The 19,479-nt window shown below is 59.7% G+C and carries 14 protein-coding genes, 1 tRNA gene and 1 pseudogene; 2 read left to right on the forward strand and 14 right to left on the reverse strand.

What is annotated here, in order from left to right:
- The first annotated feature begins 282 nt into the window (after positions 1 to 282).
- Positions 283 to 1,086 (forward strand): 3-oxoacyl-ACP reductase, encoded by an 804-nt coding sequence (locus tag BMYO_RS02430; protein WP_094666982.1) that lies wholly within the window; start codon positions 283 to 285, stop codon positions 1,084 to 1,086.
- A gap of 792 nt (positions 1,087 to 1,878) precedes the next feature.
- On the opposite strand, the gene BMYO_RS02435 is transcribed toward BMYO_RS02430, so the two are convergent.
- The 5 genes and pseudogenes from BMYO_RS02435 to BMYO_RS12530 all read right to left on the reverse strand — a co-directional run.
- On the reverse strand, positions 1,879 to 2,931 hold the full coding sequence (locus BMYO_RS02435) for a zinc ribbon domain-containing protein (protein ID WP_094666983.1): 1,053 nt from the start codon (positions 2,929 to 2,931) through the stop codon (positions 1,879 to 1,881).
- Between the two features lie 3 nt (positions 2,932 to 2,934).
- Positions 2,935 to 3,747 (reverse strand): zinc ribbon domain-containing protein, encoded by an 813-nt coding sequence (locus BMYO_RS02440; protein WP_094666984.1) that lies wholly within the window; start codon positions 3,745 to 3,747, stop codon positions 2,935 to 2,937.
- Between the two features lie 2 nt (positions 3,748 to 3,749).
- Positions 3,750 to 4,427 carry a hypothetical protein gene (locus BMYO_RS11420; protein ID WP_143249091.1) on the reverse strand — a complete coding sequence of 226 codons (678 nt, stop codon included), beginning with the start codon at positions 4,425 to 4,427 and terminating at the stop codon, positions 3,750 to 3,752.
- Positions 4,387 to 5,814: a hypothetical protein gene (locus BMYO_RS11425; RefSeq protein WP_143249092.1), complete on the reverse strand. Its 1,428-nt coding sequence runs from the start codon at positions 5,812 to 5,814 to the stop codon at positions 4,387 to 4,389. Before BMYO_RS11425 ends, BMYO_RS11420 begins: the two co-directional genes overlap by 41 nt.
- A gap of 12 nt (positions 5,815 to 5,826) precedes the next feature.
- Positions 5,827 to 5,940: pseudogene (locus BMYO_RS12530) on the reverse strand (zinc-ribbon domain-containing protein); the annotation flags it as partial.
- Positions 5,941 to 5,972: 32 nt separating this feature from the next.
- Here BMYO_RS12530 and BMYO_RS02450 point away from each other — a divergent pair.
- A complete protein-coding gene (locus BMYO_RS02450) occupies positions 5,973 to 6,251 on the forward strand; it encodes a helix-turn-helix domain-containing protein (protein WP_094666986.1) in 279 nt (92 codons plus the stop codon).
- Positions 6,252 to 6,884: 633 nt separating this feature from the next.
- Here BMYO_RS02450 and BMYO_RS02455 read toward each other — a convergent pair.
- From BMYO_RS02455 to BMYO_RS02495, 9 genes are all read right to left on the reverse strand, one after another.
- A tRNA-Ser gene (locus tag BMYO_RS02455) sits at positions 6,885 to 6,969 on the reverse strand.
- A gap of 334 nt (positions 6,970 to 7,303) precedes the next feature.
- On the reverse strand, positions 7,304 to 9,925 hold the full coding sequence (locus BMYO_RS12005) for a glycoside hydrolase family 127 protein (RefSeq protein WP_233428042.1): 2,622 nt from the start codon (positions 9,923 to 9,925) through the stop codon (positions 7,304 to 7,306).
- Between the two features lie 351 nt (positions 9,926 to 10,276).
- Entirely contained in the window at positions 10,277 to 11,020 is a 744-nt protein-coding gene (locus tag BMYO_RS02465; protein WP_169834019.1) for an HNH endonuclease family protein, read from the reverse strand.
- Between the two features lie 52 nt (positions 11,021 to 11,072).
- On the reverse strand, positions 11,073 to 11,942 hold the full coding sequence (locus BMYO_RS02470; RefSeq protein ID WP_094666987.1) for an aldo/keto reductase: 870 nt from the start codon (positions 11,940 to 11,942) through the stop codon (positions 11,073 to 11,075).
- 99 nt (positions 11,943 to 12,041) lie between these two features.
- A complete protein-coding gene (locus tag BMYO_RS02475) occupies positions 12,042 to 13,097 on the reverse strand; it encodes a LacI family DNA-binding transcriptional regulator (RefSeq protein ID WP_094666988.1) in 1,056 nt (351 codons plus the stop codon).
- A gap of 56 nt (positions 13,098 to 13,153) precedes the next feature.
- Positions 13,154 to 15,403 carry a beta-galactosidase gene (locus BMYO_RS02480; protein ID WP_094666989.1) on the reverse strand — a complete coding sequence of 750 codons (2,250 nt, stop codon included), beginning with the start codon at positions 15,401 to 15,403 and terminating at the stop codon, positions 13,154 to 13,156.
- 177 nt (positions 15,404 to 15,580) lie between these two features.
- The gene (locus BMYO_RS02485) at positions 15,581 to 16,588 is read right to left on the reverse strand and encodes a carbohydrate ABC transporter permease (protein ID WP_094666990.1); all 1,008 of its coding nucleotides are present in this window, start codon (positions 16,586 to 16,588) and stop codon (positions 15,581 to 15,583) included.
- Positions 16,589 to 16,655: 67 nt separating this feature from the next.
- A complete protein-coding gene (locus BMYO_RS02490; protein WP_094666991.1) occupies positions 16,656 to 17,624 on the reverse strand; it encodes a carbohydrate ABC transporter permease in 969 nt (322 codons plus the stop codon).
- Positions 17,625 to 17,855: 231 nt separating this feature from the next.
- Positions 17,856 to 19,211, reverse strand: a complete 1,356-nt coding sequence (locus BMYO_RS02495; protein ID WP_094666992.1) for an ABC transporter substrate-binding protein — start codon at positions 19,209 to 19,211, stop codon at positions 17,856 to 17,858.
- Positions 19,212 to 19,479: the final 268 nt, after the last annotated feature.

Below are 19,479 nucleotides of genomic sequence, written 5' to 3' on the forward strand. Positions count from 1 at the left end.
TTTGTTTTGCGAATCGTCTGTGGGAATATTCTTTTCAGATCACACCGTTGTCTTCTCTATATATCTGTATGCATAACTCTATGCCGCGTTTTGGGAATCCGACGGCAGACACTCAGGAGGCGTCCCAAGGGCACAGTGAAGCGCCCGTGCACCCGTCAAATCCCGCATGTGAGCCTTCCCACGTTCCGGGCTATGGCGTGTCCGGCCGCGCGCGGATACGCTGGCCGCAAGTGTCGAACGGCACCCGTAACCATCAAGCGTCACATACCGAAGGGGACCATCATGACCGATACGACCAATCCGAACACCAGCAGCGCCGTTGGCGGACTGCTGAAAGGCGAGACCATTCTGGTCACGGGCGGCGCGCGCGGACTGGGCGAGGCCATCACCCGCGCGGCCGTGCAGGCCGGCGCGAACGTCGTCGTCGACTATTTCCACAGCGAAGAGAAGGCCAAGGCACTCGAAACCGAGTACGCCGGCCGGGTGACCGCGATCCAGGCCGACGTTACCAACGAGGACGACGTGGCCCGGCTGTTCCACGACGCGAAGGCCGCGCTGGGCACGCTGGTCACGGGCGTCGTCAACAACGCGCTGGTCAGCTTCTCGTTCAACGGCGACGACCGTCCGAAGGCCGACACCATCACCTGGCAGGATTTTGAGCATCAGCTGCTCGGCGCGGTGAAGGGCTCGGTCACCGTCATCCAGCAGGCGCTGCCCGGATTCGAGGAGGCCGGCTACGGCCGCGTGCTGAACATCGGCACCAATCTGTTCCAGAACCCGGTGGTCCCCTACCACGACTACACCGCCGCCAAGGGCGCGCTGCTCGCCGTGACCCGCACGTTCGCGCAGGAGCTCGGCCCGAAGAACGTCACGGTGAACATGGTCTCCGGCGGACTGCTGCGCACCACCGACGCCAGCAGCGCCACGCCCAACGCCGTGTTCGACATCATCGCCCAATCCACGCCGCTCGGCCATGTGACCACGCCACAGGAGCTCGCCGACGCCGCCCTGTTCTTCCTCTCCCCGCTCTCCCGCGCGGTGTCCGGCCAAAACCTCATCGTCGACGGCGGGTACGTCAAGGGCTGATTGGGATTTCGTAGTGTCGCGTTCCCAGCACTCGTGAGATGAAGACGCAGGCACCGAGTTCGGCACACTGCAGACACGTACCGGTAATATCAATCCCACGTGGGGAGCTGGAATGCTCCGGTGAGCGTACGTTCATGGCGAACGTACGCTCACCGGAGCCTGTCGAATGCAGTAGCCGCCGGCCGCAAGCACATTGCCCTGTTCTTATGACTTATCAGAGGATCTACGGCCTTGAATCCAGTTTCATGGCTCTTCGTATTTTGGCGTAAAAGCCAAGCCCCACCTGCAGATCCTCACAAGACCGGAACAGACTGTATGTACGCGCCATTACGAAATACTCGCGTACATACAGTCCCTCATACCCCCAAAACAGACGGTAAGTACGCAAGACCTTCGACGAGACGCGTACTTACCGCCTGTTCCGGTACCGGATAAAGACGAGATTCGGCTCCATACCCCTTCTCGACATTTCAGTGTCGGATTTCGTACGTATTTCATACGAGGTCCGACAGCCATGAGGCGAGATCCGACACCGAAACATCGAAATCCGACAGGGTCCAACGGCGCGCATGCAACATACGCGGATAAGGCCTACGTTTCTTTTACTTAACCCGGGAAAACAATAGCCGGATATTCCTGAACGAACGTACATTCACCACCGTATGTCGGATGCAGTAACCGCCGGATGCGAGCGCATTGTCCTATTTTTATGATTTATCAGGGGAGCTTTACGGACCTGAATCCAGTTTCTACCGACTATGACACCATAGTTTAAAGCATCAGCGTCACAACCTACTCATCGGCATCAATGACGCCATTCCCATTTTCATCGACGGGGATATAGCCATAGGTGTTGGAGGGATCAGGATTGTTCTCCTTGCCAAAAGGCAGGTACTTCATACCAGTGCCCATGTCAGCGTAGATTTCCGAACATGGGATAAGACGTCCCGAATTTCCGGCTGCACAATTGTAATCTTTGTATTGCTCATATCCAAGAGCATCAGCAGGCGAGCTGCCATCGGTCGTCGATTCGGTTCCCAAAGCATCATCTATCGAAGATTCGCCTTCATTGCCGGAAGTACCGTCCCCGTTATTCACAGAGGATGATTGAGCATCGTCGCTGTCACCAATCTCACAGTACACCTTTGGAAATGAGGAATCTGAAACAGCGCAACGAGCGACTGCTTTATCACTGATATTCCGGAAATCCATAGACTGAATATCCGTACCATGTTGCTTATACTCATCGAGCCCAAAACCACTTAGCTCAGTCCATAATTGAGCACCATTCAAATATGCTTCCTTACTATGAGCAGGAACACCAACCTGTTGTCGAACGCAATCCAAATCCTGTGAGATTGCAACTTTGTCGGCATATTTACTTATCGAAAATTCCACACTTGCATATGCTTTGTTTTCCGCTGAACTTATTATTACATCTTGCGTCGACGGACAATTCGCCAATATTCCCGCAACAACAGGATGTTCTTCCTCGAACTTTGCTTGCACTTCCTCTGCCTGTTGTTTTTCGCTTTCACGTTGGAAGTGTTCATACGACGGCTTTATAATAAACACCGAGGTAGCCAACACGGCCAAAATAACCAACAATCCAATAATCAATGTCTTAGCACTATTGTTCCGCGTCGGATTATTCTCATATGACTGATCAACATCAGTATCACCTTGCCCCATCACATATGAAGTAGGCGCAACGGTCTTCGTCGAGTCATTTGATTGGTGTTGTTGCTCGAAGGAATCCTCATCCCATACCGAGGTACCGCATTTTGCACAATATCGGGCATCCGGCAATAATTTCGCACCGCATTTATGACAAAACCGCGACATCTCTCACTCTTCCTCGAAAACAATATCCAAACCTTCATTCGGCTGGAAATTCCAAGTAATCTTTATCCGATCCCACTCGTCCGACAACGTTCCATCGAGAGCTCGAGTATGTAGAATCTTCGACCGTACCGACTGAGGCATCTCCAACTCGTCGAAAATACACGTAAGAATTTCGTCGTCATAGTTGTCGATTCCGTTGACGGTCAACGTATGGCCGTTGTCGGCTAGCTGAAAATACCCATATTCGCTATCGACTTCCCAAGACCATGTTTGGGAATCAATCCGGGACTCGCACCCCTGCATTGCTCGTTTCAATGGGCTGGAACGTTGAACCACAACAACGGCTATCACAAACAAGATGATTACTGCAACGGCAAGTCCGGTCTTCAACGTCTTAGGGGGAATCGAGCCTACAGTCTGCTCGATTCGCGAGGGTAACGATGGATGATTCATTGGCGTATCGAAAGGCCTCTCATTCGTCGTCTGCGAATAAGAGCGGGCATTATACGCGCCGGCATTTGACTGGGCACCGTACGCCATCTGTTGCCATGTGCGCCGACCACCTGCATGCTTCGCATCAGAAAGAGGCAGATGCGTCGACACTGGAGGAACCGGAGCCGGGCCATATGGCGGCATCGAATTTGCTGGCCCTGCTGAGCCGGAACCTGCATTATTCGGCGGCTGTATCGCCTGTCCATATCGGGTTGATTGAGGCGGCCTAGGAGACGACTGCGTTATCTCGGGAATTTTCGTTCCGCATTTTGCGCAAAACTGAGAATCCGGCAATAGTTTCGCACCGCATTTATGACAGAACATGCTCACTCCTGACGATAGAAGACGGTGCTATCGGCAATCGTCGGACCAGACGCACTGGTCCCCATCACCAGATAATCGCGGGAGGAATCCGGAGGATTGCCGGGAGCGACTGGGATGGAGAATTGGCCAACAGCATCCAGCCCCGTTCCCGCCATCACGAAGTACACGAACGTTTGAGATCCATCATCGCATCCCGCGGAACCCTGGCAACCAGCCATCAAAGATATGGGCGTCTTCGCCGAAGGAAGCGCCGGCTGTGACTGATATTGGAATCCCAAATCCGACTGGGATGCACCACCGGGAAGAGGACTGGCAATACCCGACGCAAAAGCAAGAGACCCGGGATACTCATCACCATATGTACCCGGCGTATAGCTCGGATTGGCGTTCAGACTGACGCACACACCATCCTGTCGGCAATACGTCCCAGCCAACGGAACCACGCTCTGCCCATCAACCACGGAATGCCACAGATTTACGAAATCTGTATCGGCCGATGATCCGGAAGGAGACGGGGAAGTTCCTTGATTGCCATTGCTCGTACCCGCATCATTGTTACTGGCAGCAGACTGTTTTGATGATTGTCCACCATCATCACCCTTCGTCTTAGCCGCAATATCGCCTAATGAAGGAAGACTCTTATCCAGTTCTGATAGACTTGCAATTTGCAAGTCTATCATTAATATCTTCATCAAATTTAGAAAGGTCAGGACTTGGAGTTCGTGCGCCTAAACCAATAGTCACTGTCAGAACGCCAGTTAGACCCATACTATATCCGGCAATCGTTACTTTCTTATCAGCGATATAGCATGACCTCCCTCGCTTCATACTGACATTGACACCATCGGAACGTATCTCCATACCATCCAAAGCGAACCTGTTAAAGAAATCCAACGCCTCCGATGAACCAACAGATGCAGCACCGCCAAGTTCTCTGTATAGACACGAGGCAAGATTCCCGTTCTTTTCGGTATTATCAGCATTCTCATAAGGCACATCAAACATCGCTAAAATGGCTTGCCGGTTCGGCCTATATGTCAACGAGGAAGATGCAATCTGAATTGAATCCGCCGGACTATACTCTCCATACTGACTACAATGCCGATATGTTGCAGTAAGAATATTCTGTATTCCGAACGATGGATACTGATCATGACCACCTAAATATATCCGTGAATTATTCACAATAGTCACACACAAAACCACTGCCAAAACAGCCCCAATAATCGGCGAAAGCAAAGGTACCAAGATCCACATAATCTTTTTTCCACCCGGAGATGCAAACTTCCACGATGGGTGAATCGAATCAATACCAGATAAGTCTTTTCTCACTGATTCAATCAGCACACGACTTACACCGCAATCAGACAGTCGATTACCGTCCTTGAAAACATGCTCGTTATCATATCTATCAACCGCTGCATCGAAATTGATATGAGCAGAATGCATATCATGCAACACCGATTCAGCAAAAGCCTGAGTATGATAGACTTCGGGAATTTGCACTTCGATTGGGGCGACAATCGTTTGTATTCTTTTATTCAGGTCCTCACAATGCTTGATGTAGGAGTCACTCGCACTACCGGAGGCGTCAGCTTTACGAATCTTTATCAATAAGACTATCCCGATGATCATCACCGACATAGCAACGATCTCGAACACGAGAGGCGCAATCAGATGAATAGTCAAGCCCCACCGAAGAACAGCAAAAAGACAGACCAAACCAAGCAGCAGAACAACGGGAGCGACTACGGCGCATACGAGCAGCCTCTTCCGATCACGTTTGAGAACCCGCTGATTCTCCCGGACTTTCGAAACATTGTCTTTGATTGACGCCTGCAGATTCCAAGCTTCGTACAGAGTTTGCAACAGCAGACAAGAATCATCCTCAGTCAGACCAAGCACCGTCAGAGATGCGGACCTGTCTCCATTCCTGTCGCCAGAGAAACCATTGGCATTATTCACCGTCAAAGGCGATTGCACCGCCATTTGAACGTTATCCCCAGCAGTCCCAAATTGCGATTGAGCTTCGACTTCACCGCCGGCAGTGGGGATTGACTGATTCACCGAGAGATTCCGGCCACACTTCACACAGAACTCGGCCTCTTCGGGCAACCTTGCTCCACAGAACCGGCAGTACATGAACTCCCCCAATCCTTCGACACCCCCATATTGCCATATATAGGAGGCCATATACAAAACCGAGCGGTCTTATCTTGTGGCGCATGCCGCGCAATACACCCACAGGCTCCTGGAGCCGATACGCACAGGAACTGGGGCTCAACATGCAACGGCTGCGTATAGCGCGAGACTTCTCACAGGAACACGTCGCCTACAAGGCGGGACTAAGCCGGTACACCTACCAGAAATTTGAAAAGGGCGAATCCATGCCCGGCACTCCAGCCAACCCCAGCCTGAGAAACATCATGGCCATAGCGCAGGTGCTGGGCGTCACCCTCGACGAGCTCCTGCCCGAACCTTGGCCCGATCTGCACACACGATAAAGATGAGCCAACGATTTTTCAGCTACGGTATCGGTCTTTGCAATCCAAACCATCAATGAGCCTCGAAATCCAGCGAATAGCTGGAAAATTCATCAAGCTACCGCACTCGTCGCAATCCATATCCATGAAAATCTTGCACGCACCAATATGATTGGCGTCTTTCCGTGTCTGTCATGATTTGACATCAGCAAATCATGACAGATGCCAACCTGCATTCGACCGTATTCGGTCCACACCGTCAGGCCTCGTCTCATGACTGTCGGATTTCGACATTTCGGTGTCGGGCCTCATCTCATGACTGACGGTTCTCGACATTTCGGTGTCGGATTTCGTACGTATTTCGCATGAAATCCGACAGTCATCCGTCGAGGACCGACAGGCTTGCGTCAAAATCCGACACCGAAACCTCGAAATCCGACAGTCTCGTGTCGAAATCCGACAGGGTCCAACAGCACAACACCTGCACACACGTCTTCTGACGTGCGGGCATTCCGTACCCGTCGATGTACCCACTATGGTACCTACTAAAACGCACCGTTACACACGGTTACGTAAGTGCGGGCAAAACGGCGGAATCGCAACGTTTTTCGGCATGAAAAAGGGTTTCAGGCGATTAACCTGAAACCCTAGGGGCGGATAAGGCGAGATTCGAACTCGCGGAGGGGTTAACCTCACACGCTTTCGAGGCGTGCTCCTTAGACCGCTCGGACACTTATCCATGCTGCCAACAGGCAACTTGTTCATTATGCCACAATCCGCCGACCACGCAAGTCGGTGTTTCGCACAACTGTAGAAATCCGAATGCAGAGATCCAAATTTCATGACTACCAAAATCCGGATTCCCGAATCGACATGTCGGCCAGGAATCCGACACCGAAATCACAACACGGCACACGAATCGGCCGGGCGATTCCGGAATCACCTCGCGGGGCACTTCTCATATACGAAGAAAAGCCACGCCTGTTGAGCCGGCAGAGCCACAACAGTCCGGGGCATGGCCGCCAATCGACTGGCACTCGACGTCCATGCCACACTTACGATTACCCGTTCAGCTACTCGCGCAGCCAGACGGTCATCTCGTTTTCGCCGCGGTTGGCCCAGGCGAAGTACGGGATGAGCGTGGCGGTCGTGCGCTCACGGGCGACCGGCTTGTAATCGGCGTACAACGGCGCGACGGCCGTCCTGTCGGCTGCCGGAACAGCGGCGACATCAGCGAATGCCGGAACCGCGCCGGCGGTACCGGCCGTAACAGAACCAGCCTCGGACGAATCACGAACCGTTGCATCAGCGCCAGAATCGTTAGCCTCATCGATAACGAAAGAACCGACTTTCACGCCATCATCACCCGGCACCGGCTCGCGCCACGCGGGCACCTGCAGACGCACCAATCGCCGGGACACCGAATCGACCTCACCAAGCCCCTTGTCATCCAGACCGTCGGCACCGGCGTGGAAGTCGAACTCCTCGGCCTTCACCGCAGACGGATCGGCCAGAATCGCGGCGACGTCGGCGTGCAGCAGGTGCAGGTTCGCGCCATTGTCGCGCTCCTCCGCGCAGAAGGTGACCGGGCCGCGCGTGAACGCCACCTTACCGGCGTCCTCACGCACCAACGGGTTCGCGGCAATCATGCGCACCGGCATCGGGAAGTCGAACTCGACCGTGTCACCGCTATGCCACACGCCAGACAGGTAGACGTACCCGTCGCGGACCTCACGGGTCACGCGCCCGGACGTCTCGCCAGACGCGGTCAGCGCACCGGCCGCGATTCCAGCCGCAGTGGCCGCATCACCGCCACCGACCCAACCAGGCAAGCGGAAGGCCAGCGTGAACGTCGCCTCACCGGCCGCCTCACCGGTCGCATTGCCGGTCACCTCGCCAGCCGGCGCATCAGATTCGGACGCACCGCCGACGACACCGACACCACCAACCCCGCCGGCCGTCTCGCCAGCCGCCTTACCGTCCGTCGCATCGGCCCCGGGCGCACCGGCAACACCGCCAGCTGCGTCACCAATCCCACCAGTCGCACCGGCCCCGGAACCAGCCCCACCGCCAATCCGCACGGTCGCGCGCCCGTCACCGCGCCATGGCAGTCCGGCCGCCATCTCCAGCGTCACCGGCGCGCCGCCAAGCGTCACGGTCGCCGTGCCGCCCATGTACAGATGCGTGAACAACGTCGCGCCGTCGTCGGCCACCGTGTAGGCATACTCCTGCACGGATTCCACGAGACGCGCGATATTCGGCGGGCAGCAAGCGCAGCCGAACCACTTGCGACGCACGGGCTTGACGTGCGCGAGCCGCGAATCCTTGTGGCAGGCGTAGGGGTTGACCTCCAGCGGGTTCACGTAGAAGAAGCTCTTCCCGTCAAGCGCCATGCCGGCGAGCGCGGTGTTGTACAACGCCAGCTCCATCACGTCCGCGTACTCGGATTTCGCTTCGAGTTCGAGCATGCGCCGCGCGAAGAACGCGAGCGCGATCGCCGCGCAGGTCTCGGAGTAGGCCGAATCGTTGGGCAAATCGTAGTTGTAGGAGAACGCCTCGCCATCCGTGGTGCCGCCGACGCCGCCGGTGATGTACAGCTTCTTGTCCACGATATTGCGCCACAGCCGATGCGCCGCGTCGATGAGCGAGCGGTCGCCGGTGAGTCGCGCCACGTCCGCCAGACCCGAGTAGAAGTATCCGGCGCGCACGGCATGGCCGACGGCCTCGTCCTGCTCGACGACCGGCTCATGCGCCTGATAATAGGCGTAATGATCGGCTTCCGGCCGGTATTCGGTGCCGTCCACCTTGGCGCGGGCGCGGTCCTCCTGCTCGAAATACGACGGGCGTTGGCCGCGCTCGGTGACGAAGTAGTCGGCGAGGTCCAGATACCGCCGCTCCCCGGTGGTCTCATACAGACGAACCAGCGCCATTTCGGCGATCTCGTGGCCCGGATAGCCGCGCAGCTGGCCCGGCTCACGACCGAATCGGGAGGCGACGTAATCGGCGAATCGCTCGGCGGCCTTGAGCAGCTTGTCCTTGCCTGTGCCCTGATAGTAGGCCACCGCGCCTTCGACCAGATGGCCGAAGCAGTACAGTTCGTGATGGTCCTTCAGATACGTGAAGTGGCGGTCCATGCCGTTGAGGATGTAGTAGGTGTCGAGATAGCCGTTGTCGAGCTGGGCCGCGCACACGATGTCGATGGCGGCGTCGGCGGTCCGCTCGAGTTCCGGGTCGGGGTGGTGGACGAGGCTGTAGCCCACCGCCTCGATCCACTTGGAGAAGTCGGTGTCCTGGAAGACGAAGCCGTAGAACTTGTCGGCCTCGGGGTGCGCCGGGTCCTCGGGCAGTGCCTGGAACCCACGGTAGGTGTACGTGGGCGGGACGAAATCCTTGCCCTGCTGCTCCTTGCGCGCGTTCTGCGCGGCGGCGGCCTTGAAATTATGCATGCAGTAGCTGGGCGCGGCGCCGGGCACCTGATCGTTCAGTGCGCGCCACTGGTACGGAATCACCGCCGTGCGCACGCGCTCCTGTTCCTCGCCCCAGAACGCATCATTCACGGTGACGTCCTTGAGCGGCAGGGTGTGGCTGTGCCGAATCTGGGCGGGTGTGGGCTGCGGGGAAGGGGAAGTCCCAGCGATTCCCGCCGGCGACTGGGATGGGCGTGGAGACTGGAACGATTGTGCTGACTGGGACATGGCTGCTCCTTCGCGCGGCTCCATAACGGTGTCGCATACGTTCGGCATCGGACGTAAGTAAGGGCGATTCGCGGATGACGACCATCCCATCGCCCTATGAATTCCGGCGATCGCGGAAACGCCGGATTAGCCTTCATCGTAGAAAAACCGCTCTCCCCGCGTGGTGGAGAAATCGTTGGTCAGGTAGACGAACGGAAACTGTTCAGACGGCCGGCAATCCCGCTGCCGGACCATCCGTCAAGCCCGTTCCGCCGCCTCAGCGCGGCACGCACGCCCTCGTCTGCCAGACGCGATTGTGAATCCCCGGCTGGCCATCACCACATCTGGCCGACCGCCCATCGCCCGTGAGCGCTACTCCCCCGGCACCTCCTGTCCGGGGCACGAGTGGAGCACGGCGAGCATGGCGTCCTTTTCGGCAGAGGTGACGGTGAGATGGTATTTGTCCTTGACGCCGATCTGACGGGCCACGTATTGGCAGCGATAGGCGGAGTTGGTGGGCAGCCAGTAGGCGGCCGAAGCGGAGCCCTTCTCCTGATTGGCCGGCCCGTCCACAGCCAACAGGTTGTATGGATCGTTGCCGAACTGATGGCGTTCGGCGGTGGTCCAGTCGCGGGCGCCCGACTGCCATGCGTTTTCAAGGGCCACCACATGGTCGATCTGGACTTTGGCGCTGGTGGTCCGGCCGCGCACGAATTGGATGGTCTGGCCGGTGTACGGGTCGTCCAACGTGCCGGATTCGACCGTGCACAAGCCGGCGGACTTGTAGCGCACATCGATCAGGTCACGGGCGAGCACGTCCTCGCGCGCGTCGCAGCCGTTGCCGTCGGTGTCGGTTTCGCGGAAGCCGAAGGAATCACGATCATAGCCGGACGGGTCCTGACCGTCGTCCACGGTAAGCCGGTTCAACGTGTCCGCTGCCGAACCGGTGGCCGTGTAGCCGCCGGTGATGCGTGCCGCGTCCGAGCTGACCTGCGGCAGCAACAGTCCGACGGTCACACCGATGATGACGGCAAGCACCACCAGAATCAGGATGCGCTCCAGCGGGCTCGAAGCGTTCGGACGGCGGCGGAAATGTGCGGAATTACGACGCGCCATTGATCAATCAATCCGTCAGTCAGTCCAGTCAACCAATCAATCAACCGCTCGATCAGGCGTAGGTGAAGGTGGCCGGATCGTGGCCGGCGCGCGTCGGACCGTCGAGCGCGTCAATCGCCGCATGCTCCTCGGCCGTAAGCGCGAAGCCGAACAAATCGAGGTTCTCCCGCTGGCGCTCCGCATGCACGGACTTGGGGATGATGATCGTGCCGTTCTCGATGTGCCAGCGCAGAATCACCTGCGCCGGGCTCACGCCGTGCGCCTCGGCGATGCGGGCGATGGTGCCGTCGCCGGCGTTCAGGTCGGCTCCACGAGCCATCGGCGAATACGCCTCGACGGCGATCCCCTGCTCCTTGCAGTAGGCGACAACCTCGCGCTGCTGCCACGTCGGATGCAGTTCGATCTGGTTCACGGCCGGACGCGACCCGGTCTCCTCATACAGGCGCTTCAAATCGGCGGGCATGAAGTTGCACACGCCGAGCGTGCGCGCACGTCCCTCCTCGCGCAGCTTGACGAACGCCTTCCAGGTCTCCCCGCTGCGCCAGTCGAACGGGGTAGGCCAGTGGATCATGTACATGTCCACGTAGTCGAGCTGCAGCTTGGCGAGCGAATCATCGAAGGCGCGCAACGCGGAATCGTAGCCCTGCTGCGAGTCGCGCAGTTTGGTGGTGACCCACAGGGTCTCGCGCTTGGCGCCCGTGTTGTAACCGGTGGCGGCGAGCGCACGACCCACACCGGCCTCGTTGTTGTAACCGGCCGCACCGTCGATGTGGCGGTAGCCGGCCTCGAGCGCGGATTCCACGACCGGCGTGACCCCGTCATCGTCGATGCGCAGCACACCGAGCCCGATCTGCGGGATGGAGTGGCCGTCCTTCAGTGCGATGTCCGGCACGTTGGCTGGGTTGATGTGACCGTTGGTCATGATTGCTGCTCCTTGTGCTGCGTTATGCCGCGTCCGGTTGGCGGCCGGTTGCGCTTGCGACTACACGCCACTGTACACGCTGTGCCTGCTGGCCGGCCGTCACCGTGTGGACGCCCGTGCGACGACCCGCGACTCGCAGGTCAGCAGTTCGGGCTTGGAGACACGTCCGTGGATACGTCCGAGAATGCGGTCCACTGCGGTGGGGGCGGTCCAATCGAGCCTGGAATCCATGGAAGTCAGCGGAATCTGGAGGTATGGGGCCTCTTCGTTGTTGTCGAAGCCAATCACCTGTACTTGGCCCGGCACCTCATAGCCCGAGGTGCGCAGCGCGGTGAGCGCGCCGATGGCGAGCTGATCGTTCAGCGCCACCACGCCGTCGAACGGTACGCCGGAGTCGATGAGATGCTGTGTCACGCGGGCGCCGGCGCCGATGGTCCAGTCCTGATCGGTGACGCCGATCAGTCGCGGGTCGATGGACAGCCCACGGCGATGCGTCTCTTCGATAATTCCTCGCAAACGCAACTGGGCGTTGCCTTCCACGACCTTGAGCAGCGCGGATTCGTCGTAGGTACCGCGCGCGCCCACCACAGCCAGATGCCGGGAGCCGTGGTCATAAAGGTATCCGGCCGCGGTGGCGGCGGCCCCCACATCGTCCGGAGTCACATGGTCGGCGATGTCCCATGTGGTACGCGCGCCGACGATGACCAAGGGGAAAGCGACCTTGAGATCGTCGGGCGAGATGGTCTCCACCTCGCTCATCGACAGAATCATGCCGTCGGATACCGTGGAATTGAATTTCCTCAGCAGGTCGCGGGCGCCCTTGGCCGAGCCTTCCGCGTATGTGGTGACGTATACGGAGTAGTCGCGCCGACGCGCCGCATCGATGATGCGATTGGCGAGCTCGGCCAGATACGGCGGGGTGAGCGAGGGCACGGCGAGGGTGATGAAACCGGTGTGGTCCCGATTGAGGTTGCGGGCCGCCACATTGACGCGGTAGTCGAGATCCTTGATGACCTGTTCGACTTTGGCGCGTGTTTCGTCGGTCATGCGACCGGAGCCGTTGATCACGTTCGAGGCGGTCTTGAGCGACACCCCGGCCGCCTGTGCCACGTCGCGCAAGGTGGCACGTTTCCGACCCGGCCTTACCTCACTCATGATGCGTGTACTCCTTGTGCCCACCGCCTATGCTGACTTCGCCATTCTACCCGCCCTTATTCCTGCCGGTGCACGGTTCTGGTGACGAGGATGGCGTTGCGCCGCAGCAGCCAGCCGTCGGCGACCCCGGTGATATCGATGCCATCGGCAATGTCGCCGGCCGACCCGCTTGGGCTGCGACTGCACCGGTGGGCGATGATCGGTTCGCCCGGCACGTCGTGAACGGCGACGGATTCCTTGGCTCGATTCATGTAGAAGTCGAAGCGCACGGCGCCGTCCGCGGATTCGCGCACGGTGTGGAGAATGCGAGGGGCGGGAGCGTTGGCGCCCGCCGCGTCCTCCGAGGGGACAGCGTTCGCGGTCGCAGCCGTCGGCCCAGCCGCGTCGCCATAATCTCCCGGCTTGACGCATGCGGGTTCGCCGAACCATGGCAGGCCATCCGCAGCGGCGGCAAGTCGCGCGATGGCATGACGGTCGAGGTCACAGCCCACGTAGATGGCGGCACCTTGCCCATAGGGGTGACTGGTGATGGCCGGCACGCCGTCGAGCTCCCAATCGGAGGCCGCGTCGCCGGCGTAGGTGGCCATTATGGTCGTGTCGGGCGCCGTGGAGGTCACGTCGTTCTGCCATAGGTGGGTTTCGAGACCGTTGGACAGGCCAATCGTCACGGGTTCGCCTTCGGCTTCCGTCCCGAGAATGTTGAATTCCTCGCTGCGGACGCCAAGCATGTCGCGTAGAAGTCCGTCGCCGGCGCCGGGATAGCCGCCGAGTCCGGCGTGGAAGTGCTCGTCAACCAGCCCGGTGGCATACCCGACCACCACGTTGCCGCCAGCACGCACGAAATCGGCGATGCGGCGCACGTCCCGTTCGGAGAGCACCAGCACGGTAGGCAGGATGATGGTCTTGTACCCGCTCCAGTCATAGGCGAGGGGAACCACGTCGGCGCGGCGGCCGACGTCGAGGAGCCCCCGGTACCAGTCACGCACGTCATGCCAGTGGCTGAGCTTCATGCTGGGCAGCGTCTGGGAGCGGATGGCCCACTCGGATTCGGCGCTGAACAGGATGGCCGTGCCGGCACGCCTGAGTTCGGTGCCCTGCACGCCGGCCCGGGAAAGGGTCTCCAACGCCTCGCCGAGTTCGCATACGCCGCGGAACACCTTGGAGTCGGCACCGGCGTGGGGAACCATGGCGGAGTGGAACGCCTCGGCGCCCGAGGAGGACTGCCGCCATTGGAAGAAGTTGATGGCATCGGCGCCCATGGCCACATGGGCCAGACTGTCGCGCACGAGCTCGCCGGCGCGCTTGCGCGTGTTGAGCGGCTTCCATTGGACCGCGGAGGTGGAGTGTTCCATCACGTACCACGGCCTGCCGCCGGAGAGCGAATCCATGAGCGCGTCCGAGCAGGCCAGCTCGTCCAGATGGGATTCGCCTTCGTGGAAGTAGTGGTCGTTGGATACGAAGTCTACCTCTCGGGCCCACTGCGCATAGTCCATCGTGCACTGGTCGGTGGAGACCATGAAGTTCGTGGTGAACGGCTTGTCGGGGCAGATCGCCTCGATCGCGTCGCGTTCGGCCTTGTAGAAATCGAGGAGCATGTCGTTGCCGAAGCGCTCGAAATCAAGCTGTTGGGGCGGGTTGACCATCGCGTCGCCACCCATGTGGCGTGGCAGCAGCACCTCGTCGAACGAGTTGACGTGCTGGGACCAGAAGGCCGTGCCCCAAGCCTCGTTGAGCGCCTCGATGGTGCCGTATTTCCGCTCGCACCACAGACGGAAGGCCTTGAGCGCGTCATCGGAGTAGTCGTACCGGTTGTTCCAGCCGTACTCGTTGCCCATATGCCATGCGGTGACGGTCGGGTTGTCCCGGTAGTGCTCGGCGAGCCTGCGGCACAGGTCCAGCGCGTACTGCCTGAACACCGGGCTGGTGGGACGCCAGCTCTGGCGGGAGCCCGCATTGACCACATGCCCGTATTTGTCGATCGGCAGGACTTCGGGGTGCGTCTCGTACAGCCACAGGGGCGCGGCGGCGGTGGCCGACGCGAGGTCCACGGCGATGCCGGCCGCGCCGAGCTGGTCGATGACCGAATCCAGCCAGTCGAACGTGAATTCGCCTTCGCGCGGTTCGATCCTATCCCAGCTGAAGATCGCCAACGCCACCGTGTTCACCTTGGCCTCGCGCATGAGACGAATGTCCTCGGCGACCATCTCGTCCGGCCACTGGTCCGGATTGTAATCACCACCGAACGCGATGCCGCGTCCCGACTCCGTCAGCAGAGCCGGCCATCTGAACGGCCTACGAGCAGTCATATCGATCAAATCCTTATTGTCTACCGGCTCGTGGCCGGTGTGGGTTTGCGTTTTACGCACCCTGCTGGGCGTCTACGAAACTCCCCTCAGTTTCCCTGACTCCCCTCTGTGAGAGGGGGAGCTGTCGTCGCAGGCGACTGAGGGGAGCCTGCTGCGGGAAGCCCGCCTACGCGGGGCCTATTCCTTGACGGCACCTGCGGCGAGGCCGGACTGCCAGTACTTCTGCAGGCACAGGAACGCGATGACCAGCGGGATGATCGTGATCAGCGAGCCCGTGATCACCAGGTTCTGGATCGCCTGACCACCCGCGGTGGACGCCTGGTCCTTCCACTGGTTCAGGCCGATCGTCAACGGATACCAATTCGAATCCTTCAGCATGATCAACGGCAGGAAGTAGTTGTTCCACGTCGCCACGATCGTGAACAACGCCGTCGTCACGATACCCGGAGCCAACAGAGGCAGCGAGATCTGGAAGAAGGTGCGGAACTCTCCGGCGCCATCCACACGGGCGGCCTCGAGAAGCTCATCCGGCACGGCCTGATCGGAGAAGATCCACATCAGGTACAAGCCGAACGTGGAGACCAGCGAGGGGATGATCATGGCCCACGGCGTGTTGGTCAGATTCAGCTTGGCGAACAGAAGGAACTGCGGCACGGCCAGGGCGATGCCCGGCACCGAGATGGCGCCGATGATGATGGCGAACACCGCCTTGCGGCCCGGGAAGCGGAACTTGGCCAGCGCGTAGCCGCCCATGATCGCCAACAGGGTCGCGCCGCCAGCGCCCACCACCACGTACAGGATCGTGTTGATGAGCCAACGGGCGAAGATCCCCTCCTGGTAGGTGAACACCGTCACGATGTTGTCCCACAAGGCGAACGACTTGCCGAAGCCCAAACCGAACGTCGAGGTGAAGTCCGCCTGCGTCTTCGTCGCGTTGATCACCAGGTAGACGAACGGGAACAGGCAGTACACCGCGAAGATCGCACACACCACCGTCATCAGGGTCGAACGGCGGGGGTTGTTCACGTTCGCGAACCCGGCCTTCGCGCTCCTCCTGCGCTCCGCCGTCTCATCACGCGCGATGCGCTTCTGACGCTCACGCTCCGCCTTTTTCGCGGCCCGCTCCTGGGCCCTCAACTCCGCATCCGTCAAACGGGCGGAGGCGCCCGTAGTCGCAGCACTCATCACGCACGCTCCTTCACCATCGCACGAACAACCTTGACCATCGCAACCGGAACAGCCATGCACATCATCACTTCATCTGCTCCTTCATGCTGTTCAGCTGCACCGCGTACGCGATCGCCATCGTGATGACCGCCATGGTGATAGCCAGGGCCGCCGCGTAGTTCGACTGGTTGCCGGTGAAGCTCAGGTTGTAGGCGTACATGTTCGGCGTGTAGTACGTCGTGATCGCATTGCCCGGCACCATGTTCTGCAAAATGCTCGGCTCGTTGAACAACTGGAACGAACCGATGATCGAGAAGATCACCGTAATGGCCAGCGAGCCCCTGAGCTCCGGCAGCTTGATCGACTTCACGATCTGCCACTCGCTCGCGCCGTCGATGCTCGCCGCCTCGTACAGCGAATGCGGGATCGTGCTCAAAGACGAGTAGAAGATCAGCATGTTATAGCCCGTGAACTCCCACGTGTTGATGTTGCCGATCGAGGCGAGCAGCACGCTGGGCTTAAGCACGTCGATGTTGGTGCCGAGGAAGTCGTTCAGGGAGCCAACCAGACCGTACTTCGCGCCGTACACGAAACCCCAGATCATGGTGGACACCACCGCCGGCACCGCGTAGGGCAGGAACGTGGAGATGCGGAAGAACTTCGTGCCATGCAGCTTCATCGAATCCAAGGCCAGCGCCATCGCCGCCGCCAGGAACAACATGATCGGCACCTGCACCACCGTGAACAAAGCCACGCGCCCCACCGAACTCCAGAACTGCTGATCCACGAACAGGCGGGTATAGTTTTCGACCCCGACGAATTTCGTGCCGCCCACCATCTGCTTCTTGAAGAACGAGATATAGATGGCGTACACGATCGGCACGATGAACACGAACACGAACACCACCGCGAACGGCCACATGAACTTCCAGCCACGCCAATCCGCCTTATGCTTGTTCACCCGCGCCTCGGATGTGTGACTGGCCGCCAATTCGGGCAGAAGGCCCGTTGCGGACTGCGGCCGAAGACCGGGAACCACTGTTTGTTCGGACATAATCGATGTTTTCCTTACAACATTCTTGTCGTAACCCGGCCCATTCGACGTTCCGGGCATGGTGAAGGCGGGGACACTGGGGAGCATCCCCGCCTTCGATTGGACGGCGGCCGAGCGAGAGGAGATGGGCCCGACCGCGGGCCTTGTGCGCGAATCTGCCGTCAGGGCAGACGCTGGGGAGGGAGAGGGACCGGACCGCTACGAATCTGCAGCCCGCGTCATGGAACCGCCCTACTTGACGGTGACGGTGTATCCCTGATCCTTGCCCTGCTGGGCGAGCTTGTCGCCGTAGTTCTTCAGCGCCTGCTCGAGGGTGATCTCCTTGGAGTAGGCCTTGGAGACCTCGTCACCGTACGCGGACTGGGCGAACGGGTTGTACGGCAGGTACTGGAACTTCTCGGTCGGGCGCTGGGCCGCCGCGGAGAGCACCTCGTTCACGTTCTGGCCGCCGAAGTAGTCGTTGGTCTTCTTGTTGGCCTCGGTGGTCGGATCGACGAAAGCGTCGGACTGGAGGATCTTCTTCAGGGACGGGAAGGTGCCGGTGTCGGCCATGGTCTGGGCGCCTTCACCGTGGGTCAGGTACTCGACGAGCTTGTAGGCGGCGGCCTGGTTCTTGGAGAGCTTGACGACCGCGAGCGCGGAGCCGCCGTCCTCAGCGGAGACCTCCTGGCCTTCCTCCCACTGCGGCAGCTGGGCGACGCGCCAGTTGCCGGCCTGGTCCGGAGCGCCGGACATGAGGTTGATCGGCATCCAGGCGCCGATGGTCAGGGAGGCGATAGTGCCGTCGTTGAGCTCGCGGTTCCAGTCGTCCGACCAGTTCGGGGTCTTGGTATCCACGAGATCCTCGTCGATGAGCTTCTGGACGAACTTGATGTAGCGCTGCATGCCCTCGTCCTTGGTCATGTCGATGGTGATGTTCTCGCCATCAACGGTCCACGGCTTGGCTCCGGCCTGCCAGATCTGGGCGGTGAAGGGCTGGTAGTCGTTCGACGTGCCGGCCAGATTGGTGATGTAGGAGCCGGTGGCGCGAATCTTCTTGGCGGCCTCGTAGTAGTCGTCCCAGGTCTTGATGGACTCGCCGTCCACACCGGCCTTGTCGAAGACGGCCTTGTTGTAGAAGAACATCTCGGGGCCGGAATCGATCGGCAGCGCGTACGGCTTGTTGTTGTACTGCAGCTTGTTCCACGGACCGGCGGCGAAATCGTCGGCCAGCTTGTCGGCACCGAACTGGCTCAGGTCCACCAGACCGTCCGTGACGGCGAACTGGGTGACGGTCGGGTCCTCGAGCATGACGACGTCCGGGGCGCCGTTGCCTGCGGCGATCGCGTTGGACAGTGCGGTGGAGGTCTTCTCGGCCGTACCGGTGTTGTTGAACTTGACGGTGATGCCGGGGTTGGCCTTCTCGAAGTCGGAGAGGATCGACTTCATCGAGTTGCCGGAATCCCAGCCCCAGAACACAAGCTCTGCCTTGTCGGCGTCACCCTGGTTGGCGGTGGTGTCGCCGTCATTGCTGCCTCCGCAGGCAGCGAGTCCGATGAGCGCGGCCACGGCCACGGCCGCCGCGATGGCCTTCTTGGTGTTGCGCATGTTGTCTCCTTCCGTATCGGCGGAACCGTTCTCTCACCCCACCGGGTCTTCCCGGAGGACCGGCCGTGCCGGACGCGACGCGGAACAGGACACTGCAATGGCCTGCTTCACACACGGTGAGCGAATGTTCCTCCAATCGCCTTCCTTTGGGTGTTTTCATTGGTACACCCGTGTACCAACACCGACAATGATACACCTGTGTACCTGTTTGTCAAAGTCACTGCGAAGATGCCGCATTCGGCGTGTCGCGTGGAATCCTCGCACACTC

Origin of the sequence: Bifidobacterium myosotis, from assembly GCF_002259745.1 — a bacterium.
GTDB lineage: Bacteria > Actinomycetota > Actinomycetes > Actinomycetales > Bifidobacteriaceae > Bifidobacterium > Bifidobacterium myosotis.